Source organism: Nonomuraea sp. NPDC050680 (genome assembly GCF_040654555.1).
Lineage (GTDB): Bacteria > Actinomycetota > Actinomycetes > Streptosporangiales > Streptosporangiaceae > Nonomuraea.
Map to the genome: position 1 here is coordinate 171,266 of NZ_JBFAIF010000008.1, position 26,125 is coordinate 197,390.

Below are 26,125 nucleotides of genomic sequence, written 5' to 3' on the forward strand. Positions count from 1 at the left end.
GAGGTGAACCGGATGCTCAGAAACCAGCCGCGTCGTGACCTGCGCTGGCTCAAGCGGGACCTGCACTGGCTCAAGCGACAAGGACGCAAGGACCGGCGGATCACGCTCTCCGTGCTCACCGGAGTGCTCGCCGCCTGGATCCGCCAGCTCTCCCCCACCGACCCGATGCCCGGGTCGGGTCCCCTGCTGGCCATCTCCCTGGGCCTGGTGACCGCGTCGGGGGCGGCCTGGCTTGTGGCGGCGGGCTTCCTCGCCATCACGACTCGGCCGCGTCGGGAGCCGGCCGAGGTGCTGCGGTGGGTGTCGCATATCGCACGGGCCAAGGAGTGGGCGTTCTGCTCGCTCAGCGCTTATGTGGCGTGGCACCTGCTGCAGTTCGTCACCGCACTGTTGGTGAGGTAACCCGCTCCAGTGCGTCGAGCCGCACTCCGGTCCCCGTGTAGACGGCCTGGACGATCTCGACCGTGGTGAGCTCCGCGAGGCCGATCGGCAGGTCGGCCCGCTCGTCGCACCACCCGACGATCGCCTCGGCCGTCATCGCGGACACGGGCTCGGCAAAGTGGACGAGGCTGACGTACCAGCGATCACGCAACCGGCCATGTTCGAAGTCGCGCACCCCGCGAGCGGCCAGCCCGTGCGCGAACCGCTTCTGGAGGGTGACCAGCGTGTCGTCAGCCGGATGGCCGCAGGCGAGCACCCCACCCGCGTGGGGGCTCACTCCCCGCAGCACCACCCGGACCGGCGGCAACCCCGCAGCCGCCTCCCGCAAAGCGTCCGCGTAGGCCCGCCGGAGCGGATCGTCCGCTGGGATGACGGACCGGTAGGGCTCCAGGGAACGCAGCGTGACATGCAGGCAGTCCGTGCGGTGCGCCCAGTGTCCGGGCCCGGCGACCGCACCCGCCTGCTGGGCCAGCTCCGCCAGCCGGTCGAGCACCGTACCGGCGGGCCGCAGGATCGCGGCGGCACCCCAGCGAGCGGCTCCCTCCACCATCGGCCGGTCGTGGATGGCCCGGCCCGAGAGGAGCGCCTCGCGGCCGGCGGCGAAGAAGGCAGCGAAATCGGACATCCGGGCAGTATGCCAGCATCGTTGGCATCTCTAGTGATCATGGATGTACGCGGATGGTGTGAGAAGTGGCTGGGCTCGGTCCCGGCGGCGCTTCTACCGCTGCGATGGTGTGCTCGAACATCAAACCGATGGCTACGCGCCTCGGTAGCAGCACGGCTGTGGTCCCGCATTCTGCTGGGGCAGGCTCGATGAGTGGCGTCCCGGGTGGCTCCTTGGGCCCGAGGTGCTAGTGCGCGGCTCAGCCGGTGGGCGCGGGCCGGGCGGTGAGTTGGGATTCGAGGCCGTCGAGGATGGCCTGGAGGCCGAGTTCGAAGCTCTTGTCGGGAGGCGCGGTGGCGTCAGCCTCCTCCCATTTTTCGAGACGGGCGCGGAGCCGCGGGAAGCGCATCGCGATCTCGCTCGCCTGGGCCATGGCGGCCCCTACCTGCTCCTCCTCGTTGCCGCCGTTACGGTGTAGTCGGGCTCTCCAGGCGGCCTCGGCCACTTCGCTGAGGGCGGTGCCGAGGACGTACGTCAGGACTGTTTTGCTGGCGTTGTCCGCATGCACGCCGACGAACCCGGCTGCTTCGAAGACGGCGAGGCAGTGGTCGTCACGGCGTGCCTTGCCGGGGCCGTACATGAGGTGGGTGCTTATGGCAGTCACGAGCCACGGGTGTTTGCACAGTGTTCAAGTCGCGTGTTGACGGAATGCGAATCGGGGTTACGCCGTGATCAATCCAGCTTCTGTTCGGGAGAAGCGTCGTCCGCGCAGTGTCGTCTTCGCGGCGACGGTGCAACTGCTGACCGCCGTGCCCTTCCTGGGCGGTTCCGTCATCGTCTTCTTCTACGGGGCCGGTGCTCAGACGGCGGCCGAGGCCGAGGTCGTGCGGCAGAGTCTTCCCGCGACCGTCCTGGCCGAGCACGGCATCAGCTTCGGGTCGAACCTCGCGGAGATACCGCTCGCCCTCGGGATCGCCCTGGTCCTGACGACCCTGGCGCTGCTCAACCTGACGGGAAACCGGATCGGCCGGACCCTGTCCTGGATCTTGCAGCCGATCCTCTTCGTCGCCGGTTGCGTCATCGTGCCCAGCCAGGTGTTCACCGCTCAGGTCCTCGAATCCTCCTTCAAGAACTCCGGCGACCCGGTGCTGACGCGTATCGACGTGCAGGCCATGGTCGACGCGGCCGTGCACGTCATGCCCGGGTGGCTCCTCCCCGTGAACATCGGGAAGCTCGCCCTGACGACCCTGGGCTCGCTGCTCGTCGTCATCCTGCTCGCCGTCCCGTCGGCGAGGGTTTATTTCCGCAGGGAACGGCCCTGAGGAAACCGGTCGGCCGTCAGCCGCGACCGCCGGTCGGCTCTCCAGGGCCGGGCAGGAGGTGCGGGGTGTACATCGTGACCGCTTCCAGCAGTTGCGGCTTCGACGGGTTCACCATCGCCTTCCCGGCCACCGTCACGGTCGGCACGGTCTCGTTCCCGTCCGCGACCGAGCGGACGAACGCCGCCGCCTCGGGGTCTCGCCAGATGTTCACCTCCGCGTGCCGCAACCGTGTGAAGCGCAGACGCATGCGCAGCCTCATGCAGTACTTGCAGCCGGGCCGCCAGTAGACGACCACGCCCGTGCGATCCGCCAGCGCGTGCGACGTCGCCCGATCTCGGCGGGGCAAGTTCGCGATGATCATCCACGCCGCATAGAGGACGAGGAAAGAGATCGCGATCATGGAGAGCGCACTGGGGAACACGGAGGACATATCGGAAGTATCTCAAGGACCGCCCGAGTCCGACGATGACAGTGGCGGCGGGATGCTGACAGAGATCTGGCAGTACGGATCGGCATGGTCGCACCATGACCGAGAAGACGAACGTACTCATCGTCGGCGGCGGCCCGACCGGGCTCACCCTCGCCGTGGATCTGGCCAGGCGCGGAGTCGACTGCCGCGTCGTGGAGCAGGCCCCGGAGCCCTCAGGTGGCTCCAAGGGCAAAGGGCTGCAGCCCCGCACGCAGGAGGTCTTCGATGATCTGGGGGTGATCGACCGAGTCATGGAGGCTACGACGCTCTATCCGCCGTTTCGGGCAAGGATCGGCAGGGTGCCGGTGTACCAGGGCCGCATGCACAAGCTCGTCGCCCCCACGGAGGCGGTGCCGTACCCCATGGTGATGATGCACCCGCAGTGGCGCACCGAGGCGGTGCTGCGTGAGCGGCTGACCGAGCTGGGCGGAAAGGTGGAGCAGGGCACCGGGTTGACCGGATTCGAGCAGGACGCGCGCGGAGTGACGGCCAGGCTGAGCACGGGGACGACCCTGCGGGCGGACTACCTGGTCGCGGCGGACGGCGGCAAGAGCTTCGTACGCAAGGCGCTCGGCATCGGTTTCGCCGGGGAGACCCGCGACGAGGAGCGGATGGCCCTCGGCGACGTGCGGGTCGAGGGGCTCGGCCGGGACCACACCCATGTCTGGTTCCGGCCGGGCAAGGGAATGGTGGTGCTCTTCCCGATGGCCGGCACCGACAGCTTCCAGATGATCGCCCCGCTGAAGCCGGGCGTCGTGCCCGACCTGACGCTCTCCGGCTTCCAGCGGATCTTCGGGGAACGGTCGATGCTGGGCGGGGTTCGGATCACCGAGTTGCTGTGGTCGTCCCTGTACCGGGTGAACATCCGCCTGGCCGACAGCTACCGGGCCGGCAGGGTCTTCCTTGCCGGGGACGCCGCCCACGTGCACTCGCCCGCCGGCGGACAGGGGCTCAACACCGGCGTACAGGACGCCTACAACCTGGGCTGGAAGCTTGCCCGGGTGCTGGCCGGAGCGCCGGAGGCGCTGCTCGACACGTACGAGGAGGAGCGGCGGCCCGTCGCCGCCCGCGTGCTCGGCCTCAGCACAGAGCTCCTCGACAAGAAGGCGTACAAGCGCGACGAGGAGACCCACCAGCTGATGGTGAGCTATCGGGGCGGCTCGCTGGCCCGGCGGGGCGGGGATCGCGTGCCGGATGGTCGGGTGCGGCTGGCCGACGGGTCTCAGGCTCGGATGTTCGACCTGTTGCGTGGGACGCACTTCACGCTGCTGTCGCCCGATCCCGCGCCTCGCGTGGTCGGTGGGCCGGAGGTGCGGGCGTACGAGCTGGCCGAGCCGTACGGTGCCGATCGCCACACGCTGGTCCGGCCGGATGGATATGTCGGGATCTCGACCTCGTCGGCGGAGGAACTCGCCGCTTATCTGGCCATGGTGTGACCGTGTTAGCTGGCCATGGTGTGACCGTGTTAGCTGGCCATGGTCTGACCGTGCCCGTGGCATCAGGTGCGGGCCGTCGCTATCAGCGCGACGAGGCGCTTGGCGGCCGGCTGGCCCAGCAGGATGCCGGAGAGCACCAGGACCAGCCCGCAGACCTGTTGCGCGGTGAGCGTCTCGCCGGCGAGCGCGGTGCCGAGCAGTACGCCGGTTACCGGGTTGAGCAGCCCGATCAGGCCCACCGTCGCGGCGCTCAGGTGCCGCAGCCCCGCGAACCAGGCGGCGAACGCCAGCGCGGTCGCGACGACCGTGACATAGCCGAAGCCGAGCAGCGCCGGGCCGTCCAGGGACGGCGGCGCGCCCTCCACGGCGACGGCGACGGGTAGCACGGCGATCCCTCCGGCGATGAGCTGCCAGGAGGTCAGCGAGAAGACGTCGACCTGCGCGCTCCACCGTTTGGCCAGCACATAGCCGGCCGACGACATGACCATGGCCAGCACGGAGGCCAGCACGCCGGACGCCTCGACCGACGCCGTACCGTCGAGCAGCAGCAGGCAGACGCCCGCGATCCCGATCCCGGCCCCGGTCACGTGCGCCACCCTCGGGCGCTCGGCGAGCGCCGCCCAGGCGAACAGCATCATCACCACCGGAGAGGTCGCCATGATCGTCGATGCCATGCTGGTCGGCAGCTTCTGGGCGGCCAGGTAGACCAGCGCGAAGAACGCCCCCATATTGAGCGTGCCGAGCACCAGCGAACGCCACCACCACGCTCCCCGGGGCAGCTTCCGAGCGAGAAGCAGCAGGAGTAACCCGGCCGGCAGGGCCCGGATCACCGCTCCGTACAGCGGGTGATCGGGCGGCAGGAACTGGTGGGTGACCAGATAGGTGGAGCCCCAGGCGATCGGCGCGAGCGCGGTCACAGCCGCCCATCGGAAAGTACCTTCCATGGAAGCAATATAGCTTCCATGGAAGGTATATTGGTGCCGTGACGAACAATTTCGACCACGTCGCCCGCATCCAGCAAGCGTGGGCCCACGAGCGGCCCGATCTGGACGTCAGCCCGCTGGGCGTGATCGGACGGCTGCACCGCCTCGCCGGCTACCTGACCGAACGGCTGTGCGTGGTGTATCGCCAGTACGGGCTGGGCGAGGGAGACTTCGACGTGCTCGCCGCCCTCCGGCGGGCCGGAGCGCCCTACGAACGCGCGCCCGGCGAACTGGCCGCGCACACCATGGTCACCACGGGCGCCATGACCAAGCGCATCGACCGGCTCGAACGCGCCGGCCTGGTCACCCGCCAGCGCAGCGCGAGCGACGGCCGCGGCCGGGTCGTCGCGCTCACCCGGGCCGGCCGGCAACTGTTCGACCAGGCGTTCACCGAACACGTGGCGAACGAGCGCCGCCTGCTCGATGGCCTGACGCCTGAGCAGGCCGCCCAACTGGAGTCGCTGCTCACCACCTGGCTCTCCTGCTTCGAGACCCCGCAGCCCGATCAGAGCTGAGGCGACAGCACCCATCTACGTTGGAGATTGCTGCCATTGAAACCATGTGTTGGACCGATGGGCGGGGTCGGCTTCAGGCTAGGTTGCGTGAACCACATTCCGCACCTGTGGCCGCTGGCCTACGGACCCCGTCACCGTTTCCCCCTCCGTCTCCTGGCCCGTGCCGCCCTGAAGGTCACCGCCTTCATCCGCCTGCTGGCACTGGCCGACCATGACCCGTTCCTGACGCACTGACCTGTGGGGTCAAGTGGTGCAGCAAGGCGGACGCGGCGGGATTGGTCGGTCGGGGAGCGCGACCGACCAGCACCACCGTCCTGACCGGGTCGGGCTGGCGCATCTTCACCCGGGGAAGGTTCGCCCGCTCGGCGATCTGCCGCGAGACGATCGCCACACCGATCCCCGCCCGTACCAGATCGACCAGCACTCCGGCCTGGGTGACCTCGCAGGTGATCTGCCGGTGCAGACCGCACCCGGCGGTCAAACGATGTACGGCGGTCTCCAGCCCGGTGCCCGCCTTGAAATCCACGAACGCCTCCTCGGTCAGTTCGGACAGCAGGACGCGTTCGACCCGGGCCAGCCGATGCTCGGGCCCGGTCATCAACACGAGTTCCTCCTGCCAGGAACCAAAGACGGCCAGACCGTTCGGCAGTTCGGCACCGTCCAGCGTGAGATAGGCCAGATCGAGCTCACGGGTCAGCAAGGCGTCGAGCAGGCCGGCGACCGATGCCTCGCGAACGGCGATCTGGATCGCCGGCCATGCGCGATGGAAGGCCGCCAATTCCGCGGGCAGGTCGACGCTGGCCAGCGTCTGGATGGCGCCGATCGCCACCCGCCCGGCGGTCAGCCCCGTGACCGCGGCCACAGCGTCACTGGCGGCAGCGGCGTCGGCGAGCAGCCGCCGGGCGGCAGGCAGGAAAGCGTGCCCTGCCGGCGTCAGTACGGGGCGGCGCCCGGTGCGTTCGAAGAGCTCCGCGCCGAGTTCCCGCTCCAGTTTGCGGATGGAGGCACTGAGAGCGGACTGCACGATCAACTCCGCGCGGGCCGCGGCGGTGAAGCTGCCATGTGTGGTGACCGCGACGAAATGACGAAGCTGACGCATCTCCATCCATCAATGTTAGTGACAGCTGATGGAAGAAGCATGCGCAAGACAGATGGGTGAGTGGTGGGCCGGGTCGTCCCGGTCATAGGCCGAAGGCGCCGCCCTGGATGAGAATGAGCAGGCCGATCGCGATCAGGACGATGGGCAGGAGGATGTGCCCCCATCGGCTGAGGGCCTTGGCGATGACGGGTCGGGTGGCGAAGAACTTGCCCGCCAGGCACCAGACGGCGACCAGGACGAGGAAGACGACGGCGTAGACGCTCATACCGCCGAGCCCGGCGGTGGCGAAGACCGGGACATAGACGCCGATGTTGTCGCCACCGTTGGCGAAGGTGACCGCCGCGACCTCCAACGCCTTGGGTCCGCCCGTCGCGGCCTGCTCGTTGTCGGCGTTCTCACCGTTGGCGTGGTCGCGCCACGCCCGCCAAGCGGCCTTGAGGCCCAAGGCCAGGGGTAGCAGGCCCAGGTAGGGGATGACGGGCTCGGGCAGGAAAGTGGCGCCGAAAGCGGCGGCGATGGCGACGACGAGGATGGCGGCGAACCCGAGGTATTGCCCCACGAAGATCCGCGAGGTGGCGCCGCGATGCCCGGCCCCCTGCGCGAAGAACAGCGCGAGGATCACGATGTCGTCGATGTTGGTGACGGCGAACAGGCCGGCGGCTTGCCCGATGATGCCCACGTGCACGAGGGGCGTGGTTCCTCTCCGGGAGGCGGGAGTACCTGAGGAACGTATCGGGCGTACCGATACCGCTGGTAGTCCCCGCAGCGTTTACCGTGAAGCCCGCGAGTATGCCGCGCCGCCGGGAGTCCTCACGTGATCCAATCCAGCAAGATCCTCTACATCATCGTGTGCGCCGCAGGAGCCGCCGCCGACGTCGGCCGACTGGTCACCTACGCCCAGGATGAGGGCTGGACGGTCCAGATAGTCGCCACTCCGTCCGCTCTGGACTTCATCGACGTTCACGAACTCGAGCAGCAGACCGGCCGCCCCGTCCGCAGCCAGTACCGCAAGCCACACGAGCCTAGGCCCCCCAGAGCCGATGCGATAATCGTCGCTCCCGCGACCTACAACACCATCAACAAGTTCGCCCAAGGCATCGCCGACACCTACGCTCTCGGCCTCCTCGCTGAGGCGCCCGGCCTGGGCATTCCCGTCGTCGTCCTGCCCTTCGTCAACAGCGCTTTAGCCTCCCGCGCCCCCTTTCTCCGAAGCGTCGAAAGCCTGCGTGCCGAAGGCATTGCTGTCCTCCTCGGTCCTGGCCAATTCGAGCCCCTTCCCTCTGGAATCGGAGGGGAGAAGCTGGACACTTATCCTTGGGCATTGGCGCTCAAGGAGATCAGGCGGCACCATCCCCGCTAACAATGTGGAGGTTGTCCACCACAGCGGTTCGTCGAGGGAGGGCCTTACTCATGATTTCTCAGCGTTGGGATCGGTGAACGCTCGTAGACGCAGCCTCGCTGCCACGTTTCCGGCGAACCAGGCGAAGAAGTCGCTGTCCGGATCATGGCCCGCGCGAACCGTCGCGCACCAGTCCTCCCGGTCGAGCACTGCCAGGTACTGGCGTAGGAGGCGGTCTCGATGTTCGGGGGTGCAACCGAGCCTTTCCGCCGGTTTCTTGGCCAGGTGGTCGGCAATCATGGCGGCGTCGACATACCTGCTCACGGTCGCTGTCTGACGGCTGAGATGACCGACGTACGCGTCCAGGACGATGCGTGCCGGCGGATAGTGCTCCAGGGTCAGGCCCATGCCGCCGCAGTCAGCCATGGTCTTCAGCAGCCGGCCGGTGTGATCGATCAGGCCGTCGTCGGCTTCGGGCTCTTCCCCAGCCGGCGACCCTTTGGGCAAGCCACATCAGTGCCTCCTGGCCACCACCATGGCGTCGTGGCAGGGCATCGGCGGCCAACGGACCGAACCAGTTCGACAGCAGCCCAATCGTCTGGATCAGCGGGATGTCCTCTTCCGCCCAATCGGCGGCGAGCAACGCCAGCCCCACGACGGCGGAGCGCCGATCGCCGCTGTGGCGTACGAGCCATCGCCCGGTCCGCTGAACCCGCTGTTTGTCCGCCCGTAGCGCTGCGGCGGCGATGTGCTCGTTGTGCTGGATCGGGACGTCAACGTCGTGGAAGGCATCGGCGAGCTCGCTGGGCGGTGCGTCGGCTCTGGCGAAGTGCGCATCCAGGATCGCGGCGACGTCCACGCCGGCCAGCCGCTGGTCTTCTGGGAGCTCTCGCCGCGATCGCCGACGGTACTGGTGCTCGTCGGGGTACGGCTCGCCGTCACGCGGCAGAGGAGAGTTCGGATCTTGCCGGTGCAGGCTCAACGCGTGGTCGAACAGGCTGATCTGGGGTCCGAGCAGTCCCGGCTCGGGTGTCACGCTCACCGGCGGACGAATGACTCGATTCTGTCGATCATGTTCGGCATGATGCCAGCGCTTACCGGCCAGGGGCAAGGAGTGAACGTCACCCGAAAGATGTAGTCCGATCTCCTCAACGCGCAGGAAGCCTCCGACCTGGCTCTTGATTAGCGTTTCCAGAGAGCGGGGGCGCCGGGTCCCTCATGATCGAAAGAGATTCGCATGGCCCCCGCCCGCAAGACACTCCTCACCGGCCTGGCCGTCTTCGCCGCCGGGTTGGCGCTGTGGTTGTTCGGGCTCGACACCGAGATCTTCGTGTTCACACCGACGAAGGTCGGGCTGGTTCTGATGGTCATCGGCGGTCTGGAGGCCCTGTACGGGCTCTACAAGATCGTACGCGGCGACGGCGCGGAGCCGCGCTGAGCGATCGACGGCTGCCGGAGCGTCACTATGCAAACAGGGAGTCGCCGCAGGCGGCCATCTGGCAGACGAGATCGGCCGGTGCGGCGGTGATCGACACCACCGCCACCCCGCCCTCCGTCAGTACGATCAACGTCGGCCGTTTCCCGACCGGTGTGGCGATCAACCCGGCGGGGACCCGCGTTTACGTCACCAACTACGGGTCGAGCAACGTGTCGGTCATTGACACCGACACCAACGAGCAAGCCACCACCATCAACAACATCGGTCGGCTTCCGATCGGTGTGGCCATTCTCGAGAAACCTGTGGACCGGACCGCCATCGTCTTCCTCGGTGACAGCTACATCTCCGCGAGGCCGGTCGTTGGAAGGGCAACGCCGTCCCGGCGAGCAACCGGGGTGACCGTTGGGGGACCGACCGCGCCGCCTACCACTGCACCGCGAGCGGTTTGCGGTGCACGCCCCAGAGGAGGTGAGCCTCACCAGCGGCAACTGGTGAGCAGGGCGGGCGCCAGCGGCAGTTGGATCTCCCCCTGGCGGGGGGGCAACCTCCCTCGCTCTGGGGAAGAGACCCCCGGTGCGCGGCCCCTACTGTCGCAGTCATGGTTGATTCTGATCGTCGGAGAAGTTGGCCGGCTTACGCGGTGGCGGTGCTGTTCCTCGGTTACGCCGCGGGAAAGGCCGCCTTCGCTCTGCAGGCCCGGCTCGGGTTCCCGGGCGGCCCGCCCGTGTCGGCTGCCGAGACCGGAAGCTATTTCATGGACGCGGCCACCGCGCAGTGGCTCGCAACCGCGTCCGGAGTGTTGGGCGCGTGCGTCGCCATCGCCACGGTCACGGCACTGGGGCGCAGGGTGCCGAGAATGTTCATGCTCCTCGTCCTGGTCGGGATGCTGTTGGCCGTTGGCGGCGGCGCGGGGATCATGATCGTGGACGGGTTCGTCGGCATCGGTGTGGGCTGGCAGTGGTACCACGGGATCCTTGGCATCCTCGTGATCGGGCTGTTCCTGGAGATGACCCGGTCCTACGTGGCGGTGACGAGACGTGCGACGGGCTGATCGGGCGCGGGTGGGCGCTTACGGGGCGGCGGTGTGCGCCGCGGCGTACGGATCGATGAAGTTCGCCCAAGCGCTGGGGGCCAATGCGCTGGCTGACAAGGACCCGCTGCCTCCACAACTGCGCGAGCAGCTGCTCGCGCGTGATCCCTTGTTCGTGGCGAGCCACTGGTTGCTGGCCGGTGCCGCGATGGTCGGTGTCATCGTCGCGCTGGCCACCGTGCGGCCCTGGGGCGCGAGGGTCCCGCGTCGGCTGCTGCGCACGATCGCATGGACGCTGGGGGTCTTCATGATCGCCCGGTCGATCGGGGCGCTGGGATTCGGCTTCGTCGGCGACACACTGCTGCTGGCCGGGGTCCACCCGGCGCCAGTCGAGCACGCCGCGCTGGCCCGCACCTTGGCGCGCTGGGATCTGCTGTTGTGGTCGCCGTTCTTCCTGCTCTGGGGGATGTGCTGGGCAACGGCCGGATGGCGGCTGGGCCGGCGCTGGGGGCCTGCGGGCGGCATGGTCCAGGGCTCAGTAGGCTGCCATGCGCCATGATGACCGCATGAGCGAAGTCCTCAGGTATGCCGCTTTCACCACTACCCCCGCTGGCGGCAACCCCGCCGGAGTGGTCTTGGATGCCCGGGAGTTGTCAGACGCGGAGATGCTCGCCATCGCCGCCGAACTCGGCTACTCCGAGACCGCCTTCCTGCACCCCACGGACGAGCGCCAGTACCGGATCCAGTACTTCAGCCCTCTGGCTGAGGTCGCCTTCTGCGGCCACGCGACGATCGCGGCCTCGGTCGCGCTCGGCGAGCGGATCGGCCCCGGAACCGTGCACCTCGCCACCTAGGCGGGCCCGGTCCCGGTGGAGATCGCCGCGGATCCGGCCGGTGGGATCACCGCGACCCTGACCAGTCCGCCGACCTCCACCCGCCCGGCCTCCGAAGAAGAGGAGGTACGGCCCGTGCTCGCCGCACTGGGCTGGTCGGCCGACGACCTCGACCCCGCCTATCCGGCGCACGTCGCCAACGCCGGCAACGACCATCTCGTCCTGGCCGCGGCCAGCCGGGGTCGCCTGGCCGATCTCTACTACGACTTCGAGGCCCTGGGCAAGATCATGGCTGACCTGGGATGGACCACGGTCCACCTCTTCTGGCCCGAATCCCCCACCGTCTTTCACGCCCGCGACCCCTTCCCGCCTGGCGGCGTCGTCGAGGACCCGGCCACCGGCGCCGCGGCCGCCGCCTTCACCGGCTACCTGCGGACGCTGGGACGCCTCGAGGACGGGACCGTTCTCACCATCCACCAGGGCGTCGACATGGGGCGACCCAGCCTCCTGACATGTAGCACCATTCCCGGCGACTCTCGCGTCACGGTCTCCGGCACCGCGGTGCCCATCCACACGCCTGGCTGAATCACTCGGGATCTGGGTGAGCCGTCCCGAGTTCCCGGCGCGGCCGGGCCGGGTCGACTGCGGTCACGGCCGCCTTCCCGTCCAGCTCCCAGCCTTTGCCGTACGCCGCGGCGAAGGCTTCCTCGCCCAGCGCGGCCCGCCCTCGGCGGCTGAGCTCGCGAACCTGCTGATCGGTACGGTCGTGCGCGCCGCGCAACCTGGAGGCGGCGCCGAGCAGGACGGCCGACTCCTGATGCCGCCCGTGCGCCTCGGCCAGCGCGGCCGCGGTCACCGCCCCCAGGGACATGATCGGCAGGTCCCGGGTCTTCAGTGCCGCCGTGTACGCCTTCGCCAGCATCTTCTCCGCGCCGGCCAAGTCCCCCAGCTCCAGGCAGAGGGAGGCCCGCACGTTGCCGGCCAGCGCCCGCGCGTGCTGACCGGGGAACGTGGTGTCGCCGTGCAGAGCTCGTTCGGCGTCGTCGAGCAGGTCCCGCGCCCGGTCCAGGTCGCCGAGCCGCACCCGGAAGGCGGCCTCCCACGCGTCGACCAGGGCCGACAGCTCCGGCGAGGCCGCGCGTAGCGCCCGCTCCCGGGCCGAGCCGAGCATCGCGATCGTCGCGTCGGTGTCGCCACGCCGCAGGTGCAGGTCGATCCAGCGCAGGTGGAGAAACACCTCGTCGCTGAGGCTGAGCGAGCCGAACTCGCCGGCCAGCGACTGCGCCTCGCGCAGGTCGGCCAGCGCGCCGTCGAGCTCATCGTCGTACTGCCGCAGCTGGGCACGCATCGGCAGCACGGTGGCCTGACCCCAGCGGTCGCCGGCCTGCCGGAAGCAGGCCAGGGCCGCCGCCACGTCGGCGCGCACGTTGTCGAACTCGCCCGCGTTCTCGGCGAACTGCGCGCGGAACATGCCGGCCAGCCCGGCCAGCCACACGTCGTCGCCGTCGGCCAGGCGCGCGATCTTCGCGACCGCGGTCTCCTCCTGTAGGAACGCGAGCGTGACCGCGGTGAGCGCGCCGCACGGGCCCGGCAGCTCGGGGTAGGCGAGCAGCCGGTCGGCCAGCTCGCGCAGCCGCGCCTGGTCGTCCGCGACCTCCTCGGTGGTCGGCCCCAGCCGGGTGTCGGCCCGGTGGATCAGGTAGATCGCGTACGCGCAGTCGCGGCCGGGCGTCGGCTCGCCGCCGCCGGGCACCGCCAGCGCCTCGCCCAGCCAGTAGGCCGCGTCGGGGTACCGGTCGAGCATCTGCCAGTACCAGGTCAGGTTCAGGGCGAGAGTGATCGCGCCGGAGGCGTCGCCGGTCTCGCATCGCCGGCGCAGGGCGGCCAGCGTGTTGTCGTACTCGGCGCTGATGACTCGCAGGGCCGCCAGCTGGCCGGGCCCGCGCAGCCGCGGGTCGTTCTGGGCCATCAGCTTGGCGAAGTGGTCGGCGGCCAGGTCGCGGGCGGTGTCGAGGTGGTCTGTCTCGGCCAGGCGGTCGGTGCCGTACTCGCGCAGCGTCTCCAGCATGCGGTAGCGGCCCGGGTCGGGCGCGAGTTGCAGCAGCGACCGGTCGACCAGGCCCGCGAGCAGCTCGGGGATCTCGGCGGCCTGCACCGCGGTGCCGGCGCAGACCGCGGTGGCCGAGGCCGGCGTGACGCCGCCGGGCAGGATCGAGACGCGTTCGGCGACCGTACGCTCCTGCTCGCTCAGTAGTTGCCAGCTCCAGGCGATGACCGCGCGCAGGGTGCGGTGCCGGGGCAGCGCGGTACGGCTGCCGGTGGTGAGCAGCCGGAACCGGTCGGACAGCCCGTCGGCCAGCTCGGGCAGCGACAGTGTCCGCAGCCGGGCGGCGGCCAGCTCCAGCGCCAGCGGCATCCCGTCCAGGCTGCGGACCACCCGCCGGACCTCGGGCAGGGTCGTCTCGTCCACCTCGAAACCCGGCCGCACGGCCGCGGCCCGCTCGGTGAACAGGCGTACCGACGCCGCCCGCCGGGCCTGCTCGACGCCATCGTTTGGCCCGGGCAGCGCGAGCGGGCCGAGCGGCACCAGCGCCTCGCCGTCGACCGCGAGGGGTTCGCGGCTGGTGGCGAGCACGCGCAGCCCGGCGCATCGGGACAGCACTGCCGCGACCAGGTGGGCCACGGCGTCGATCAGGTGCTCGCAGTTGTCGACCAGCAGCAGGCTCTCCCGGCCGCCGAGTTGGTCAACCAGTACGTCTAGATCGGAGCCCTCGACTAGATCGGAGCCCTCGACCCGCCTCCGGGCCTCGGACAGCGCGCCGGACTCGACCCGCGACCGGGCCTCGAACAGCGCACCGCCCTCGACCCGCCTCCGGGCCTCGAACAGCGCGCCGCCGCGCAGCCCGATCCCGGCGAGCACGGCCGCGCCGACCTTGGCCGGCTCGGTGACCGAGGCGAGGTCGATCATCCAGGCGCCGTCGCGGTACTCGTGGCAGTGGCGGCGGGCGGCCTCGACGGCGAGGCGCGTTTTGCCGGCGCCGCCGGGACCGAGCACGGTGACCAGACGCCCGGCGGCGAGCAGCGTGTCGATCCGGGCGAGGTCGCCGTCGCGCCCGATGAAGCTGGTCAGCGGCGCGGGCAGGTTACTCGGCCTGGTCTGCGGCGCGGGCAGGTTACTCGGCCTGGTCTGCGGCATGGGCAGGTTATTCGGCCCGGTCCGTGCGGCATCGGCGGCCGGGGCGGGCCGCTCGGCGCGCAGCAGGCGCAGGTGGCGCTCGTGCAGGGCGTCGCCCGGGTCGGTGCCGAGGGCGTCGGCCAGGGATTCGCGGACGCGCTCGTACAGGGCCAGAGCGTCGGCCTGGCGGCCCTGGGCGGCGAGCGCGTCCATGAGCAGCGCGGCCGCCCGCTCGTGAACGGGGTGCTCGGCGAGCAGGGCGGTCAGGCGGGCGGCGGCCGCGTCGGCACGGCCCAGAGACAGCTCGGCGTCGGCGAGGTCGGCGACGGCCTCGACCGAGGCGTGGGCCAGCCAGGTCGCGACGGCGGGCGCGACCGCGGCGACGACCGTCGGCTCGGCTCCGGGGCGGTCGCCCCACAGCGTCACGGCCTCGCCGAGCACGGCCGCCGCGGCATTCGGGTCGCCGGCGCGCAGCCGGTCACGGCCGGCGGCGGCGAGCTGCTCGAATCGCAGCGCGTCCACATCGGCCGCGTCCACGTTCAGCCGATAGCCGCCCGCGACCTGCGTGACGTCGCCGGCCGAGCCGAGGGTCCGGCGCAGCCGCGAGACGAGGGCCTGCAGGGCGTGGGCGGCGCCGACCGGCGGGTCCTCGGCCCAGATCGCGTCGACGAGGACGCCCTGCTCGACCGCGCGCCCGCCGGCGAGCGCCAGCCGGACGATCAGCCCCTGCGACCGCGCGCCGGGAACGGGCAGGTCGGCGTCACCGCGAGACGCCTGAAAGGCACCGAGCAGCGTGACGCGAAGCCGCGCATCCCCGTCCATCTTCCGAATCTTCGCGCGCGTGCCGTCGAGTGCCAAATCAGGACTTGTTCCCCCGTGTGAGCGCCGTGTGTGCCCCGTGTGAGCGGCCCGCGCCAGTCTTCGCAATGCCTCAGAGAACGGGATGAACGATCTCGTGGGGCGCGCGGAGGGACCGCGCAAGCGCTCTGGAATAGCGTTCCCATAATTTTCGGAAGGGGGCTCTCATGCATGATGTAGTGATCGTGGGCGCCGGCCCGGTCGGTCTGTTCCTCGCCTGCGAGCTCGGCCTCGCGGGCTGCTCTGTCCTGGTGCTTGAGCGGGAGCCCGAGCCTCGCTCCCCGTGGAAGGCGTACCCGCTCGGGATGCGGGGCCTGTCCGCCGCGTCGGTGGAGGCGTTCTACCGCCGGGGGATGCTGCACCCGCTGCTGACGGCCTCAGGCGTCCCTGCCGGCGGGAACCTCGGCACGGACGAGCCGTCACCCCCTCGTGGCGTGGGCCACTTCGCCGGCATGATGCTCGATCCGGCCAAGGTCGACGTCGCCGCCCTGCCGTTCCGACTGCCCAGCCCGGCGATGGAAGGCGTGATGACGAACCTCGAAGCGGTCGAGGAGGTGCTGTCCGAGCGGGCGGCCCAGCTCGGCGTGCAGATCAGGCGCGGCGTCATGGTCTCAGCCGTCGCGCAGACCGATGAGAGCGTGGTCGCGCGAGCCGGCGAGCACGAGTACGCGGCGCGCTGGCTCGTCGGCTGCGACGGCGGCCGCAGCACGGTGCGCGGGCTCGCGGGCTTCGACTTCGTCGGCACCGAGCCGCAGTTCACCGGCTACGTCGTACTCGCCACCATCGCCGATCCCGAGAAGCTGCGGCCCGGGTTCACTCTGACGCCGACCGGCATGTACCTCCGGACGCCCGCGGACGGGTACATCGGCATGCTGGACTTCGACGGCGGCACCTTCGATCGCTCGCAGCAGCCGACTCGCGACCATCTCCAGGCGGTTCTGCGCCGGGTGTCCGGCACCGACGTGACGCTGAGCGACGTCCATCTCGCCTCGAGCTTCACCGATCGGGCGATGCAGACGACGACCTACCGGCAGGGACGCGTCCTGCTCGCGGGCGACGCCGCCCACATCCACTCCCCCCTGGGAGCACAGGGACTCAACACCGGCGTCGGCGACGCCCTGAACCTGGGCTGGAAGCTCGCGGCGACCGTACACGGGGACGCGCCGGACGAACTGCTCGACACCTACACCCGCGAACGCCACCCGATCGGCGCCTGGGTGCTCGACTGGACGCGCGCCCAAGCGGCGGTCATGCGGCCGGACCCTCATGCCCAGGCGATCCAAGCAGTGATCCGCGACCTGCTCGGGACCCGTGACGGAACCACCTACGCGTTCGAGAAGATTTCAGGATCGTCGCTCCGCCACGACCTCGGCAGCGAGCAGCCGCCGCTGGTCGGCCGCAACGCCCCGGACCTTCACCTTGAGGACGGCACTCGCCTCGGCGACCTGATGCGGGACGGACGAGGCGTCGCACTCGATTTCAGCACCGACCGACGCCTGCACGACTCAGCGATGGGCTGGCAGAGCCGGATACGGTACGCGGCCGGCCCGGCGAGAAACGACCTCGGATTCGGGGCCGTGCTCATCCGCCCCGACGGCATAGTCGCCTGGGCAGGCGATCGCGACCCTGATCGTGCAGCGTTCGAACGAGCCGCCGGCCATTGGTTCGGCAGTCCGGCAGTTTGAATCCCTTTTCCTTCCTGCGAGCGCTACAAGGGCGCGAAGGAAATCACGGTGCTGCCATTTTCCTCTCCTCAACCGAGTTCAAGGAGCACACATGACGATCACCCTCCGACCGGGAAGCACCGTGATGTTCACCGGCGATTCCGTCACCGACTGCCAACGACTGGAAAGCGAAGACGGCCTCGGCTTCGGCTACCCCCTGCGCGTCGCGGGCGAGTGGGGACTGCGGCACCCGGACCGGCCCGTGACCTGGCTGAACTCCGCGATCGCGGGCAACAAGGTGATGGACCTCGAAGCCCGCTGGCAGGCGGACGTGCTCGACGCGCGCCCGGACGTGGTGTCGATCCTCGTCGGCGGCAACGACGTGGCCTGGCACACGTACGACCCGGACGGCTACGTGATCTCCGCGGAGGAGTACGCGGCGGGTTACGACCGCCTGCTCGCGCCCCTCGCCGAGGCCGGCGCCGACCTGATCCTCATCGAGACGTCCCTCCTGCCGATCAGCGGCAGCGTCGAGGTCGGCGACGTGCACATCGGCGAGGAGGAGCGGAAGGAGTGGCGGGCCGAACTGGACCCGAAGAACCAGGTCGTCCGCGAACTCGCCCGCAAGTACGGCGCGCACCTGCTCGCCGCCGACGGCATGTTCGCCGAGCTCGCCGCGACGACCGGGCCGGAGTACTGGGCCGCGGACGGCGCGCATCCCACGCCGGCCGGTCACGCCGCACTCGCGGCGGCCTGGCTGCGCCTGGTCGCGTGACCGGGCTTCGCAATCGCCCGCGACGACGTTAATCCAGAAAGCGCGGATCGTTGAGCCGGACACTTCAGCTTCGCGTTTCCGGCTACGTCATTATCGGCTTTTCGCCCATTCGGCCGCTGTAACGGCCGGAGCCGGCATAGTACTTTGCTTCAGTGCTTAGATCACGCAATGCGGGCTGGGTCGCCAACCTGCGGCGCATGGCCGTTTGGCCGGTCGTCGCCGGAATCGTCATCGCCGGTTCGCCGGTCGCACTCGGCCCGCCATTCGCGTACGCCTCGAATTCCCGCACACCCGCCAATGCCGTCATTGTCTGGGACGGCAACGCCCAGACAGCGATCTGGGATATCGCCGCGCAGCAACCGCAAGTCCAGGCACGTAGCTTCGCGATGGTGCACGGGGCCGTTTACGATGCGGTGAACGCGATCGCCGGCACTCCGTATCAGCCGTACCTGATCGCACCGCCGGCCAGGGGAACCGAGTCGACGGACGCGGCCGTCGCGACCGCGGCCTTCCGTGTGCTGAACGCGCTGTTCCCGGCGCAGCAGGCGAGGTTGGAGACGCAGTACGGCGAGTCGCTGGCCGCGATTCCCGACAGTGCGGCGAAGCAGCGCGGGATCACGGTGGGCACTCAGGCGGCCGCTGCGATGATCGCCGCGCGGCGGGACGACGGGGCGTTCGGCAGCCAGACCTGGACCGTCGGCACCCAACCCGGCCAGTGGCGGCCGGCACCTCCCGCTTTCGCCTCCGACGGGGCATGGGTCGGTGACCTCAAACCATTCCTTATCCCCCGCGCGTCCATGTTCCGCACCTCCGGCCCACCTTCGCTGACCAGCCGCCAGTACGCCCGGGACTTCAACGAGGTCAAGACCATCGGCTCGGCAACCAGCACCGTCAGGACCGCCGACCAGACCCAAGCCGCGATCTGGTGGCATGATCGGCATCTGGCCGAATGGGAGATCAAGCGCCAGCTTGCGACGACGCGGGGACTGAACACGCTTCAGACGGCGCGGATGTTCGCGATGGTCGATCTGACCGAAGCCGATGCCACGACTGCCTGCTTCAACGAGAAGGCGGCATGGAGTTTCTGGCGGCCGGTCACGGCGATCCAGCTGGCCGACACCGACGGCAACCCGGCAACGGCCGCCGACCCCAACTGGGCGCCGTTGCTCGTCACGCCGCCGCACCCCGACTTCACCTCGGGGCATACCTGTTTCACCGCGGCGAGCATGTCGGCGCTGGCGTACTTCTTCGGCCGGGACGACATCCCCTTCAGCGGGTACAGCGCCGCCTCGGGCACCACCAGGTATTTCCGCGGCTTTTCACAGGCGCTCGCCGAGGTCGTCAACGCCCGCGTCTGGGGCGGCATCCACACCCGCACGGCCGACGAGCAGGGCGCGAAGATCGGCGGGCAGGTCACGGCCTACATGGTCGGGCACTACTTCCGCCCGAACAGGTAACGGCCCCGGCACCGTGCATCCGCCAGTGGGGCCACTACATTCGCTCAAAGCCAATCCCGCGCGAGCGCAGAGATAAAGATCGGGTTTACCTTTGCCTAGTGAACGGTGATCTGCTCGACATCGTGTTGGTTGCCCTGGTGATCGCCTTCAGTTTCTCCGGATATCGCCAAGGGTTCGTCGTCGGGACGGCGAGCTTCATCGGTTTCATCGGCGGATGTGTGCTCGGGATTCACCTCGCGCCGCTCATCGCGGGCTCAGTTGTGGACGGAGACCTCCCGCAGTTATTGCTGGCCCTGGTAATCGTGCTCCTGGCCGCGATGATCGGCCAGTTCGCCACGTCCACCATGGGCGCGGTGTTGCGTTCCCACCTGCGGGACGAACCAGCCCGGCTGCTGGATGCGGTGGGCGGGATGCTGGTCGCCGCCTTTTCGGTGCTGGTCATCGCCTGGTTGGTCGGCAGCCTGCTGGTATCCACCTCGCTGGTGCCGGTCGTGGAACAGATTCGTGGCTCGCTGCTCCTGGCCACGGTTGATCAGGCGGTTCCGGACGCGGCGCGCGACTGGCAGAAACCGTTCAAGCAGTTCATCGACCGGTCCGGCTTCCCGCCGGTGCTGGACGTGATCGCCGGCCAGCCGCTCGTCGACGTTCCACCGCCGAACGCGGCAGTGCTGAACAGTCCTGGGTTACAGCAGGCACAGGCAGGGATCGTGCAGGTGCAGGGGACGGCGAGCTCCTGCCGAAAGCGCATCACCGGCACCGGATTCGTGTACGCGCCCGATCACATCATGACCAACGCGCACGTGGTCGCGGGGGTGGACCAAGAGTTACTGATCGTCGATCACGAGCAGCGTCCTCGTCCAGCGGTGGTGGTTCTGTACGACCCGCGGCGAGACGTGGCGGTGCTGCACGTGCCGGGCCTCGGACTGCCGAACCTGACCTTCGTCGGCGAGGCGGCCAAGGGCGCTGACGCCATCATCGCGGGGTACCCCCAGGGCCGCGGGTTCACTCCGCAGCCGGCCCGGGTCGTGGCGCGGAAGAGCGCTTCCAGCTCCGACATATACCGAGAATCCCAGGTGACGCGGGACGTGTACCTCATTCGGGGCAAGGTCCAGCATGGCGACTCGGGTGGTCCCCTACTGGCCACCGACGGGCGGGTGCTGGGCGTGACCTTCGCCGCTGTCACCAGCCAGGAGGACATCGGCTACGTACTGACCGCCAGCGAGGTCGCCGCCGACGCCCGCGAGGCCGCGACCGCCACCAAACCCGTCAGCACTCAGACCTGCGACTGATCCCGTCTCCGTCGATCAGGAGCGTCCGTCGATCAGGCGGCGGGCGATGGCCGGGACCACGATCGCGGCGGCGACCACGTGCGTCACCATCAGCAGCACCTTCGTGGCCGCGGACGCGTCCACGAGCGCATCCGGTACCAGTGACAACGCGGTGAGCACGATCGTGGTGCGGACGAACGCCGTGCGCGGGCGGCGGGCCGCGCGGGCCAGTACCAGGGCCAGCGCCAGGCCCACCACGGAGAAGATGCCGGTCAGCACGGCGAACCCGGACAGCGGGATCGGCGCGCCGCCGACAACGAGGCTGATCCCGGCGAACTCACCCGCCGCTGCGACGGCCGCGGTCGCCACGGCGGCGACGGCCGCGGCGGTCAGGCCGCCGATGATCAGTGGCTTCGCGGGAGCGGTGGTGGCGGTGGCGGTGGTGGTGATGCTGGACATCGTGGGCCTCCGGTGAGTGGCGACCGGCTGTTGCCGGTCTCTCACCTTTGCTACGAACGGGCTCGACGCCATTCGACATCACTCCCAAAAATAATTCAGAAGACGGTCGGCCTGGGGGTGACGATGGTGGCGGCGGACCGTGGCCTCACAGGCCCAAGCACTCGGTGCTCGGGCCGCACAAGCCCGAGCACCGAGTCAGAATGAGGCGGAAGCGGCCGCGTCGCCGGATCTCAGGGCCGCCTCGACGATGCAGAGAGCTTCACTCTCGTCGATGCCGACACTCGCCACGACGGCCGCGTAGTCGGCGGCGGCCTGGCGGGCTCGTTCGCGAGCCTCCTCGCCGGCCGCCGACACGAACGACCCCGCCCGCCCCGGGTCTCGATCAGCCCGGCCTCCTCGAGCTCCCGGTAGGCCCTCCCGGCCGACCGTGTTGATGTTCCGCGCACGACGGCGTCCTGGCGTGGACGGCGATGATGGCGGCCAGACCCAGCACCATGAAGCCGAGGGAGGCGGCGCTCCACCAGCCGGGCGCGGACCCGAACAGCAACACCACCGGCAACCCCAACAGCACGCTCGGCGCGTTGCCATCGCGAGCTTGCGACAAAGTCAACAGGGTGGACGACGCTCGACGTCGTCGCCGAGACGTTCACCATCGCCGGGCGGAAGATCGACGAGTTGCCTCCAGGCGCGTCTCCTCCCGCTCCGACCAACCGATCCTGCGAAGCATTCCCAGAGTCCGAGGGGCGCCGTGCCGTCCTCGAACCAATCCATGAATCCCCCGCGCGAAGTTTGACAAATTCGCCGTCATATGTTCTCTCCATTTGCCTTCAGAGCGCATTTATTTGATTTGTCAAATCAGCTCGATAAAGGCTTTGCCACTCGAAATTAAGGGTTACATTAAATGCATGGAATTTCGTCGTCTCGGCCGTAGCGGCCTCTCTGTCAGCGCGATCTCCTATGGGCACTGGCTCGCGTACGACGCCCCGGACCAGGAAGAACGTGCGCGGGCGTGCGTCACGTCGGCGCTGGACGCGGGCATCACCACGTTCATTACCGCGGACGCGTACGCGAACACCGCAGCCGAGTCGGTGCTCGGCCGCGCTCTAAAAGGACAGCGCCGGGAAAGCCTGGAGATATCCACGAAGGTGTTCTGGCCTACTGGGCCGGGCGGGCCCAATGACAAAGGTCTTGGCCGCAAGCACGTCATGGAGTCGGCACGCGCGTCGCTGCGGCGGCTGGGCACCGACTATCTCGATGTGTACCAGGCGCATCGATTTGACCGCACGGTGCCGCTGGAGGAGACCATGTTGGCGTTCGCCGACCTGGTCCGGCAGGGCCATGTGCTCTATGTCGGCGTCTCCGAATGGACGGCCGAGCAGATCACGCGGGGCGCCGCGCTCGCCCGGGAATTGCACGTGCCGTTGGTCTCCAACGAGGCCCAGTACAGCGCGTTGTGGCGGGTGATCGAGGCCGAGGTCGTGCCGGCATGCGAACGAGAAGGGCTCAGTCAGCTCGCCTGGTCCCCTGTCGCGCAGGGCGTGCTGACGGGCAAGTACCGGCCAGGGCAGCCGTCGCCCGCCGGGTCGCGCGGGGCGGACCTGACCGGTGCGGGCAGTTTCATCCAGCCCTTCCTGCGTGAGGACGTGCTGGTACGGGTGCAACGGCTGCGTCCCCTGGCCGACGAGGCCGAGCTGACTCTGGGGCAGCTCGCGCTGGCCTGGGTGTTGCAGCGCCCGAATGTGGCTTCGGCGATCATCGGGGCGTCGCGGCCCGAGCAGGTGGAGGAGAACGTCAAAGCGGCCGGGGTCCGGCTCGACGCCGACCTTCTGGGGCGCGTCGACCAGGTGCTCGACGGCGTTGTCGAAACGAACCCGGCGCTGACGACCACCCCGTAAAGGGATGGCGGGCCGCGACCGGTCGCGGCCTGGAGTGGATCGGTGTCGGCGGACTGCAGCGCGTTTTCGTTACCTTCTGGCGCCCGCGCCCGTCATACGAGCGACGGCCGTATACGCCCATGGCCGTCGGACCGACAACGGGCCACTGGACGTCGTTCAAGGTGACGGCTGAGGGCAGCCTTCAGGCCGCGCCGGCTTCCGGAAGGCCGTGAGGGCTGCCTGGGCTCTGAGCTCAGAATTCGTCGTAGCCGGAGACTTGGCCGATCGGGAAGATGTGCCGGTTGGCGGCGCAGATCGTCTCCAGGACGTGGACGGGCGTGTCCTCGGTGGAATAGCTCGCCCTCAGCACCTGGACGATCCACTCGCCGGGCTCAAGCTCCAGCGTCTCGCGCTCGAACGGTGTCGGCGGCCGGGCGGTCAGGTTCTCCTCCGCGTGGCCGAAGGCATAGCCCAGGGCAGTCAGCGCGGACTGGAGTGACGGCTGTACGAACTCCGGCTCGGCCAGTCGGGTGTCGCCGAACAGGTCGGCGCGGAAGTAGCTGGTCGCGATCCGTACGGGCACGTCGTTCGCGGTCATCATCTTGCGACGGGCGACGATCTCCGTACCGGGCTCGACTCGCAGGCAGGCCGCCACGTGATCGCCGGCAGGCTCCAGCCCGACGTACAGCATCCGGCGGCCCGCCTTGAGTCCCTGCCGTTCGGCTTCGGCGAGGAACAGGGACTTCGAACCTCGTACGGCGGGCTCGGTCGGCAGCGCCCGCTGTACCAGCACTCTGGGCGCCGCCGTCGTCGAGTCGCGGGTACGGGCGATCAAAGCCATTGTCAGCTCCACGTAAAGAGGGTTGATGTGCCTCGATGCTAGGCCGCGGCTGCACCGGAGGCCAGATGCTGCGATTGTTTGTGCGCAACAAACAAGACAAACCGGGAATACAGCCATAGCAAAGCCCCCGATGTAATATCGGGGGCTTTGCGTGACGTTAGAAGTCGAATTCACCCTTTTTGGCACCGTCGATAAAGGCGGCCCAGACCGCGCCGCGAACGACGTACGGGGCCTGGTCGGGAGCCTCAGTGTCGCGGACGCCGACACGTCCACCAGACAAAGGAGCAACCTCCAGGCAGTTGCCGTTGTTCGCGCCTGAAGCCTTGGCTTTGCGCCAGTCGGCGCCGGCCAGTTCCTTGGACAGTTCCTCGCTCATTGCTCATACCTCGCCATCATGTCGCGGATCACGTCCTTTGAGACATGCAGGGGATGCGCCCATGCACGGATCTTGTCGTACCTCAGGCTAATCCCCTGCACCTCGTCCACGCGATCGGTTACTTGGCCACTCGATGCGGACTCCAGGTAAGCCCAGTCCCTCGCGTCGGGAAGCTGCGCAATGGCGAAGCCTCCCAGGAGCCCGGTTGTCGGCCCTGCTTCAAGCGGGACGATCTGAATCGTGATCTTCGGGTGATCCATGAGTGACAGCAACCGCTCAAGCTGTTGCCGCATGCCCTCGTGTCCGCCGATCGGACGATGCAAGACACCCTCATCCATGATGCCGGTGAACATGGGAGACGTAGGCCGGTCGAAGATGGTTTGCCGCTGGAGCCGCGCCTCAACCGCCTGCTCGACCTCCTCTTCGGTCGCGCCAGGCACTCCCCGCAGGACAGCTCGCGCGTAATTGGCCGTCTGTAGGAGCCCCGGCACCAGGAGGGGTTCCCAGCTCCGTATGATCCGCGCCGCTGCCTCGATCTTCGGCCACTGCCTGAACCACTTCGGCGCGGTCTTGGGGTTGATCTCTTTCCAGAGGGCGACTAGCTCCCCCTTGAGCCCTAGTGCCTCCTCAGCGCGCGTAACGAACTCCTCCGGCACTGGACGTTTCGCAAGCTCGTAGTAGCCGACCATCGTTCCCGAATACCCCACCCGCGAGCCGAACGCTTCTAGCGACCAGCCCTGAGCATTGCGCAGCCTGCGCAGCTCAAGACCAAAGGTGGCCTCTGGCGGGAGGCATTGGGATTCGTCTGGCCATGCCGACATTTCGACCCTCCGTTCGGGGGGACAACAGGAATTGCGGACGGCAACAACAACAGCCGCAACAGAATTGTTGAAAGGTGTCGCAGTCGCCCTATCCCAAAACTAGCTGGCCAAGAGCATTCTTGGAAATGCTTCTCGGAGAACAAACGACAGCGGTTCAGTCGCCCATAACAGGACAACTCTTACCTAGTTGCGAGGCGGGCGGCATACCAGACACAGACATGGTCGGTGATTCTGTGCCAGCACAAACAGTGGAAATTGTCATATCTAGGTTCATAACTCTGCGTCGAAATGCCAAAACTCCCTGGCAGGCGCGGCAAGCGATCAAGATATGGCTTGCCGCCAGTGACCCGGTACGAGACGACGCACTCCAAGTCGTCTCCGAGCTGGTGACGAACGCCTGTGTGCACGTGCCGCAAGGCCGGCAGCGCGACTGGCTCAAACTACGGATGGGCTTCGGGAAGGGCTTCATCCGTCTGGAGGTGATCGACCCCGGTGCCCCGGCGTCAGAGCCACGATTCATCCCTGGCCAGTCTCCGCATGTCGAGGCCGAGTCGGGCCGCGGCCTCGACATCGTAAGCAGGCTCTCCGTGCGGTGCGGCACGTACGTCACTCCGCTCGGCCGCCGCGTTGTGTGGTGCGACCTAGAGATCCCCCACTCCCTGCCCGACCAGGAGCCCAGATGACCCCCCAAAATCTCGCAGAGAAGTTCGATCAGTGGGACATCTTTCCCGACCTGGCCATCGGCGTCGGGGCAGCTCGGAAGCGGGCGGCTATGACTGACGATCAGCGGCGAGAGGGAAAGCTCCTTGCGCTTGTTGCCGGTGATCTCGACCAACTGCACGCCAAGCTAGAGCGCCAACCTTGAAGCTCGTGACCAGCCGAGTGCCACCGCCACGGCTGGTCACTCTCCCCCGGCCCCACCGCTGAGCAGCGGGAAAGGAGACAAGCCGCCAAGTTGTCTCTTGAAGTGGGCCTTGGGGGCGGCCTTCGTCGTTGAATCCGGTAGCGACGAAAGCCGTAACAAGGTCTCTCAGGCTCGCCTTGGTTG

General features: G+C 68.7%; 29 protein-coding genes and 2 pseudogenes. 17 read left to right on the plus strand and 14 right to left on the minus strand.

Features of this window, described 5'->3' with window-relative positions; genetic code table 11:
- The first annotated feature begins 12 nt into the window (after positions 1 to 12).
- A complete protein-coding gene (locus AB0H88_RS26870; protein ID WP_357648957.1) occupies positions 13 to 402 on the plus strand; it encodes a hypothetical protein in 390 nt (129 codons plus the stop codon).
- On the opposite strand, the gene AB0H88_RS26875 is transcribed toward AB0H88_RS26870, so the two are convergent.
- Positions 380 to 1,066 (minus strand): hypothetical protein, encoded by a 687-nt coding sequence (locus tag AB0H88_RS26875; protein WP_357648959.1) that lies wholly within the window; start codon positions 1,064 to 1,066, stop codon positions 380 to 382. The genes AB0H88_RS26870 and AB0H88_RS26875 overlap by 23 nt on opposite strands.
- Before the next feature lie 238 nt (positions 1,067 to 1,304).
- Positions 1,305 to 1,730: a TetR/AcrR family transcriptional regulator C-terminal domain-containing protein gene (locus tag AB0H88_RS26880; protein ID WP_357649337.1), complete on the minus strand. Its 426-nt coding sequence runs from the start codon at positions 1,728 to 1,730 to the stop codon at positions 1,305 to 1,307.
- A 43-nt stretch (positions 1,731 to 1,773) separates the two neighbouring features.
- Here AB0H88_RS26880 and AB0H88_RS26885 point away from each other — a divergent pair, with 43 nt between their 5' ends.
- A complete protein-coding gene (locus AB0H88_RS26885) occupies positions 1,774 to 2,367 on the plus strand; it encodes a hypothetical protein (protein WP_357648961.1) in 594 nt (197 codons plus the stop codon).
- 16 nt (positions 2,368 to 2,383) lie between these two features.
- Here AB0H88_RS26885 and AB0H88_RS26890 read toward each other — a convergent pair whose 3' ends face one another.
- A complete protein-coding gene (locus tag AB0H88_RS26890; protein WP_357648963.1) occupies positions 2,384 to 2,797 on the minus strand; it encodes a glutaredoxin domain-containing protein in 414 nt (137 codons plus the stop codon).
- 95 nt (positions 2,798 to 2,892) lie between these two features.
- Here AB0H88_RS26890 and AB0H88_RS26895 point away from each other — a divergent pair, with 95 nt between their 5' ends.
- Positions 2,893 to 4,272, plus strand: coding sequence for an FAD-dependent oxidoreductase (locus AB0H88_RS26895; protein ID WP_357648965.1), 1,380 nt, complete (start codon positions 2,893 to 2,895; stop codon positions 4,270 to 4,272).
- 62 nt (positions 4,273 to 4,334) lie between these two features.
- On the opposite strand, the gene AB0H88_RS26900 is transcribed toward AB0H88_RS26895, so the two are convergent.
- The gene (locus tag AB0H88_RS26900) at positions 4,335 to 5,216 is read right to left on the minus strand and encodes a DMT family transporter (RefSeq protein ID WP_357648967.1); all 882 of its coding nucleotides are present in this window, start codon (positions 5,214 to 5,216) and stop codon (positions 4,335 to 4,337) included.
- Between the two features lie 38 nt (positions 5,217 to 5,254).
- Between AB0H88_RS26900 and AB0H88_RS26905 the strand changes: the two genes are divergently transcribed.
- Positions 5,255 to 5,770, plus strand: a complete 516-nt coding sequence (locus AB0H88_RS26905) for a MarR family transcriptional regulator (protein ID WP_357648968.1) — start codon at positions 5,255 to 5,257, stop codon at positions 5,768 to 5,770.
- Between the two features lie 184 nt (positions 5,771 to 5,954).
- Here the strand turns inward: AB0H88_RS26905 and AB0H88_RS26910 are convergent, their stop codons facing one another.
- Positions 5,955 to 6,875, minus strand: coding sequence for a LysR family transcriptional regulator (locus AB0H88_RS26910; protein ID WP_357648970.1), 921 nt, complete (start codon positions 6,873 to 6,875; stop codon positions 5,955 to 5,957).
- A 76-nt stretch (positions 6,876 to 6,951) separates the two neighbouring features.
- On the minus strand, positions 6,952 to 7,554 hold the full coding sequence (locus tag AB0H88_RS26915) for a cadmium resistance transporter (RefSeq protein ID WP_357648972.1): 603 nt from the start codon (positions 7,552 to 7,554) through the stop codon (positions 6,952 to 6,954).
- A 129-nt stretch (positions 7,555 to 7,683) separates the two neighbouring features.
- On the opposite strand from AB0H88_RS26915, the gene AB0H88_RS26920 reads away from it, so the two are divergent.
- Positions 7,684 to 8,229 carry a flavoprotein gene (locus AB0H88_RS26920; RefSeq protein ID WP_357648974.1) on the plus strand — a complete coding sequence of 182 codons (546 nt, stop codon included), beginning with the start codon at positions 7,684 to 7,686 and terminating at the stop codon, positions 8,227 to 8,229.
- A 48-nt stretch (positions 8,230 to 8,277) separates the two neighbouring features.
- Here AB0H88_RS26920 and AB0H88_RS26925 read toward each other — a convergent pair whose 3' ends face one another.
- Together AB0H88_RS26925 and AB0H88_RS26930 are read right to left on the minus strand one after the other, a co-directional pair.
- Positions 8,278 to 8,634 carry a hypothetical protein gene (locus AB0H88_RS26925; protein ID WP_357648977.1) on the minus strand — a complete coding sequence of 119 codons (357 nt, stop codon included), beginning with the start codon at positions 8,632 to 8,634 and terminating at the stop codon, positions 8,278 to 8,280.
- Positions 8,627 to 9,319 (minus strand): hypothetical protein, encoded by a 693-nt coding sequence (locus AB0H88_RS26930; RefSeq protein WP_357648980.1) that lies wholly within the window; start codon positions 9,317 to 9,319, stop codon positions 8,627 to 8,629. The genes AB0H88_RS26925 and AB0H88_RS26930 overlap by 8 nt, the downstream gene beginning before the upstream one ends.
- Before the next feature lie 126 nt (positions 9,320 to 9,445).
- Between AB0H88_RS26930 and AB0H88_RS26935 the strand changes: the two genes are divergently transcribed.
- The 5 genes and pseudogenes from AB0H88_RS26935 to AB0H88_RS26955 all read left to right on the plus strand — a co-directional run bounded on the left by AB0H88_RS26935 (position 9,446) and on the right by AB0H88_RS26955 (position 12,094).
- A complete protein-coding gene (locus AB0H88_RS26935) occupies positions 9,446 to 9,646 on the plus strand; it encodes a DUF5708 family protein (RefSeq protein WP_357648982.1) in 201 nt (66 codons plus the stop codon).
- A 152-nt stretch (positions 9,647 to 9,798) separates the two neighbouring features.
- Positions 9,799 to 9,924, plus strand: a pseudogene (locus tag AB0H88_RS26940) (hypothetical protein); the annotation flags it as partial.
- A gap of 320 nt (positions 9,925 to 10,244) precedes the next feature.
- Positions 10,245 to 10,697 (plus strand): hypothetical protein, encoded by a 453-nt coding sequence (locus AB0H88_RS26945; RefSeq protein WP_357648984.1) that lies wholly within the window; start codon positions 10,245 to 10,247, stop codon positions 10,695 to 10,697.
- Entirely contained in the window at positions 10,684 to 11,235 is a 552-nt protein-coding gene (locus AB0H88_RS26950; protein ID WP_357648986.1) for a DUF3995 domain-containing protein, read from the plus strand. Before AB0H88_RS26945 ends, AB0H88_RS26950 begins: the two co-directional genes overlap by 14 nt.
- A 7-nt stretch (positions 11,236 to 11,242) precedes the next feature.
- Positions 11,243 to 12,094 (plus strand): annotated as a pseudogene (locus AB0H88_RS26955) (PhzF family phenazine biosynthesis isomerase).
- A 1-nt stretch (position 12,095) separates the two neighbouring features.
- Here the strand turns inward: AB0H88_RS26955 and AB0H88_RS26960 are convergent.
- A complete protein-coding gene (locus AB0H88_RS26960) occupies positions 12,096 to 15,506 on the minus strand; it encodes a BTAD domain-containing putative transcriptional regulator (protein ID WP_357648989.1) in 3,411 nt (1,136 codons plus the stop codon).
- A gap of 203 nt (positions 15,507 to 15,709) precedes the next feature.
- Between AB0H88_RS26960 and AB0H88_RS26965 the strand changes: the two genes are divergently transcribed.
- The 4 genes from AB0H88_RS26965 to AB0H88_RS26980 all read left to right on the plus strand — a co-directional run bounded on the left by AB0H88_RS26965 (position 15,710) and on the right by AB0H88_RS26980 (position 20,727).
- Positions 15,710 to 17,227: an FAD-dependent monooxygenase gene (locus AB0H88_RS26965; protein WP_357648991.1), complete on the plus strand. Its 1,518-nt coding sequence runs from the start codon at positions 15,710 to 15,712 to the stop codon at positions 17,225 to 17,227.
- Positions 17,228 to 17,318: 91 nt separating this feature from the next.
- Positions 17,319 to 17,981: a GDSL-type esterase/lipase family protein gene (locus tag AB0H88_RS26970; protein ID WP_357648993.1), complete on the plus strand. Its 663-nt coding sequence runs from the start codon at positions 17,319 to 17,321 to the stop codon at positions 17,979 to 17,981.
- A gap of 197 nt (positions 17,982 to 18,178) precedes the next feature.
- Positions 18,179 to 19,438, plus strand: a complete 1,260-nt coding sequence (locus AB0H88_RS26975; protein ID WP_357648996.1) for a vanadium-dependent haloperoxidase — start codon at positions 18,179 to 18,181, stop codon at positions 19,436 to 19,438.
- Between the two features lie 98 nt (positions 19,439 to 19,536).
- Positions 19,537 to 20,727 (plus strand): MarP family serine protease, encoded by a 1,191-nt coding sequence (locus AB0H88_RS26980; RefSeq protein WP_357649000.1) that lies wholly within the window; start codon positions 19,537 to 19,539, stop codon positions 20,725 to 20,727.
- A 15-nt stretch (positions 20,728 to 20,742) separates the two neighbouring features.
- Here AB0H88_RS26980 and AB0H88_RS26985 read toward each other — a convergent pair whose 3' ends face one another.
- Both AB0H88_RS26985 and AB0H88_RS26990 read right to left on the minus strand, forming a co-directional pair.
- Positions 20,743 to 21,165, minus strand: coding sequence for a DUF6069 family protein (locus AB0H88_RS26985; protein WP_357649003.1), 423 nt, complete (start codon positions 21,163 to 21,165; stop codon positions 20,743 to 20,745).
- Positions 21,166 to 21,360: 195 nt separating this feature from the next.
- Positions 21,361 to 21,519: a hypothetical protein gene (locus AB0H88_RS26990; protein WP_357649005.1), complete on the minus strand. Its 159-nt coding sequence runs from the start codon at positions 21,517 to 21,519 to the stop codon at positions 21,361 to 21,363.
- A 551-nt stretch (positions 21,520 to 22,070) separates the two neighbouring features.
- Between AB0H88_RS26990 and AB0H88_RS26995 the strand changes: the two genes are divergently transcribed.
- A complete protein-coding gene (locus AB0H88_RS26995) occupies positions 22,071 to 23,060 on the plus strand; it encodes an aldo/keto reductase family protein (protein WP_357649007.1) in 990 nt (329 codons plus the stop codon).
- A gap of 232 nt (positions 23,061 to 23,292) precedes the next feature.
- Here the strand turns inward: AB0H88_RS26995 and AB0H88_RS27000 are convergent, their stop codons facing one another.
- The 3 genes from AB0H88_RS27000 to AB0H88_RS27010 form a co-directional block, all read right to left on the minus strand.
- A complete protein-coding gene (locus AB0H88_RS27000; RefSeq protein WP_357649009.1) occupies positions 23,293 to 23,880 on the minus strand; it encodes a UTRA domain-containing protein in 588 nt (195 codons plus the stop codon).
- Between the two features lie 157 nt (positions 23,881 to 24,037).
- Positions 24,038 to 24,256, minus strand: a complete 219-nt coding sequence (locus tag AB0H88_RS27005) for a DUF397 domain-containing protein (protein ID WP_357649011.1) — start codon at positions 24,254 to 24,256, stop codon at positions 24,038 to 24,040.
- Positions 24,253 to 25,077, minus strand: coding sequence for a helix-turn-helix transcriptional regulator (locus AB0H88_RS27010; RefSeq protein WP_357649013.1), 825 nt, complete (start codon positions 25,075 to 25,077; stop codon positions 24,253 to 24,255). The genes AB0H88_RS27005 and AB0H88_RS27010 overlap by 4 nt, the downstream gene beginning before the upstream one ends.
- A gap of 218 nt (positions 25,078 to 25,295) precedes the next feature.
- On the opposite strand from AB0H88_RS27010, the gene AB0H88_RS27015 reads away from it, so the two are divergent.
- Positions 25,296 to 25,760: an ATP-binding protein gene (locus tag AB0H88_RS27015; RefSeq protein ID WP_357649015.1), complete on the plus strand. Its 465-nt coding sequence runs from the start codon at positions 25,296 to 25,298 to the stop codon at positions 25,758 to 25,760.
- Complete coding sequence (locus tag AB0H88_RS27020) at positions 25,757 to 25,942, plus strand: hypothetical protein (protein ID WP_357649017.1); 186 nt, start codon at positions 25,757 to 25,759, stop codon at positions 25,940 to 25,942. The genes AB0H88_RS27015 and AB0H88_RS27020 overlap by 4 nt, the downstream gene beginning before the upstream one ends.
- Positions 25,943 to 26,125: the final 183 nt, after the last annotated feature.

Excerpts from the sequence above, each read along its gene's own strand:
- AB0H88_RS27005 (WP_357649011.1), bottom strand. The coding sequence starts at position 24,256 with ATGAGCGAGGAACTGTCCAAGGAACTGGCCGGCGCCGACTGGCGCAAA.
- AB0H88_RS27010 (WP_357649013.1), bottom strand. The coding sequence starts at position 25,077 with ATGTCGGCATGGCCAGACGAATCCCAATGCCTCCCGCCAGAGGCCACC.
- AB0H88_RS26935 (WP_357648982.1), top strand. The coding sequence starts at position 9,446 with ATGGCCCCCGCCCGCAAGACACTCCTCACCGGCCTGGCCGTCTTCGCC.
- AB0H88_RS26875 (WP_357648959.1), bottom strand. The coding sequence starts at position 1,066 with ATGTCCGATTTCGCTGCCTTCTTCGCCGCCGGCCGCGAGGCGCTCCTC.
- AB0H88_RS26945 (WP_357648984.1), top strand. The coding sequence starts at position 10,245 with ATGGTTGATTCTGATCGTCGGAGAAGTTGGCCGGCTTACGCGGTGGCG.
- AB0H88_RS26895 (WP_357648965.1), top strand. The coding sequence starts at position 2,893 with ATGACCGAGAAGACGAACGTACTCATCGTCGGCGGCGGCCCGACCGGG.
- AB0H88_RS27015 (WP_357649015.1), top strand. The coding sequence starts at position 25,296 with ATGGTCGGTGATTCTGTGCCAGCACAAACAGTGGAAATTGTCATATCT.
- AB0H88_RS26995 (WP_357649007.1), top strand. The coding sequence starts at position 22,071 with ATGGAATTTCGTCGTCTCGGCCGTAGCGGCCTCTCTGTCAGCGCGATC.
- AB0H88_RS26985 (WP_357649003.1), bottom strand. The coding sequence starts at position 21,165 with ATGTCCAGCATCACCACCACCGCCACCGCCACCACCGCTCCCGCGAAG.
- AB0H88_RS26900 (WP_357648967.1), bottom strand. The coding sequence starts at position 5,216 with ATGGAAGGTACTTTCCGATGGGCGGCTGTGACCGCGCTCGCGCCGATC.
- AB0H88_RS26910 (WP_357648970.1), bottom strand. The coding sequence starts at position 6,875 with ATGGAGATGCGTCAGCTTCGTCATTTCGTCGCGGTCACCACACATGGC.
- AB0H88_RS26870 (WP_357648957.1), top strand. The coding sequence starts at position 13 with ATGCTCAGAAACCAGCCGCGTCGTGACCTGCGCTGGCTCAAGCGGGAC.
- AB0H88_RS26970 (WP_357648993.1), top strand. The coding sequence starts at position 17,319 with ATGACGATCACCCTCCGACCGGGAAGCACCGTGATGTTCACCGGCGAT.
- AB0H88_RS26960 (WP_357648989.1), bottom strand. The coding sequence starts at position 15,506 with ATGGACGGGGATGCGCGGCTTCGCGTCACGCTGCTCGGTGCCTTTCAG.
- AB0H88_RS27000 (WP_357649009.1), bottom strand. The coding sequence starts at position 23,880 with ATGGCTTTGATCGCCCGTACCCGCGACTCGACGACGGCGGCGCCCAGA.
- AB0H88_RS26890 (WP_357648963.1), bottom strand. The coding sequence starts at position 2,797 with ATGTCCTCCGTGTTCCCCAGTGCGCTCTCCATGATCGCGATCTCTTTC.
- AB0H88_RS26965 (WP_357648991.1), top strand. The coding sequence starts at position 15,710 with ATGCATGATGTAGTGATCGTGGGCGCCGGCCCGGTCGGTCTGTTCCTC.
- AB0H88_RS26925 (WP_357648977.1), bottom strand. The coding sequence starts at position 8,634 with ATGGCTGACTGCGGCGGCATGGGCCTGACCCTGGAGCACTATCCGCCG.
- AB0H88_RS26975 (WP_357648996.1), top strand. The coding sequence starts at position 18,179 with ATGGCCGTTTGGCCGGTCGTCGCCGGAATCGTCATCGCCGGTTCGCCG.
- AB0H88_RS27020 (WP_357649017.1), top strand. The coding sequence starts at position 25,757 with ATGACCCCCCAAAATCTCGCAGAGAAGTTCGATCAGTGGGACATCTTT.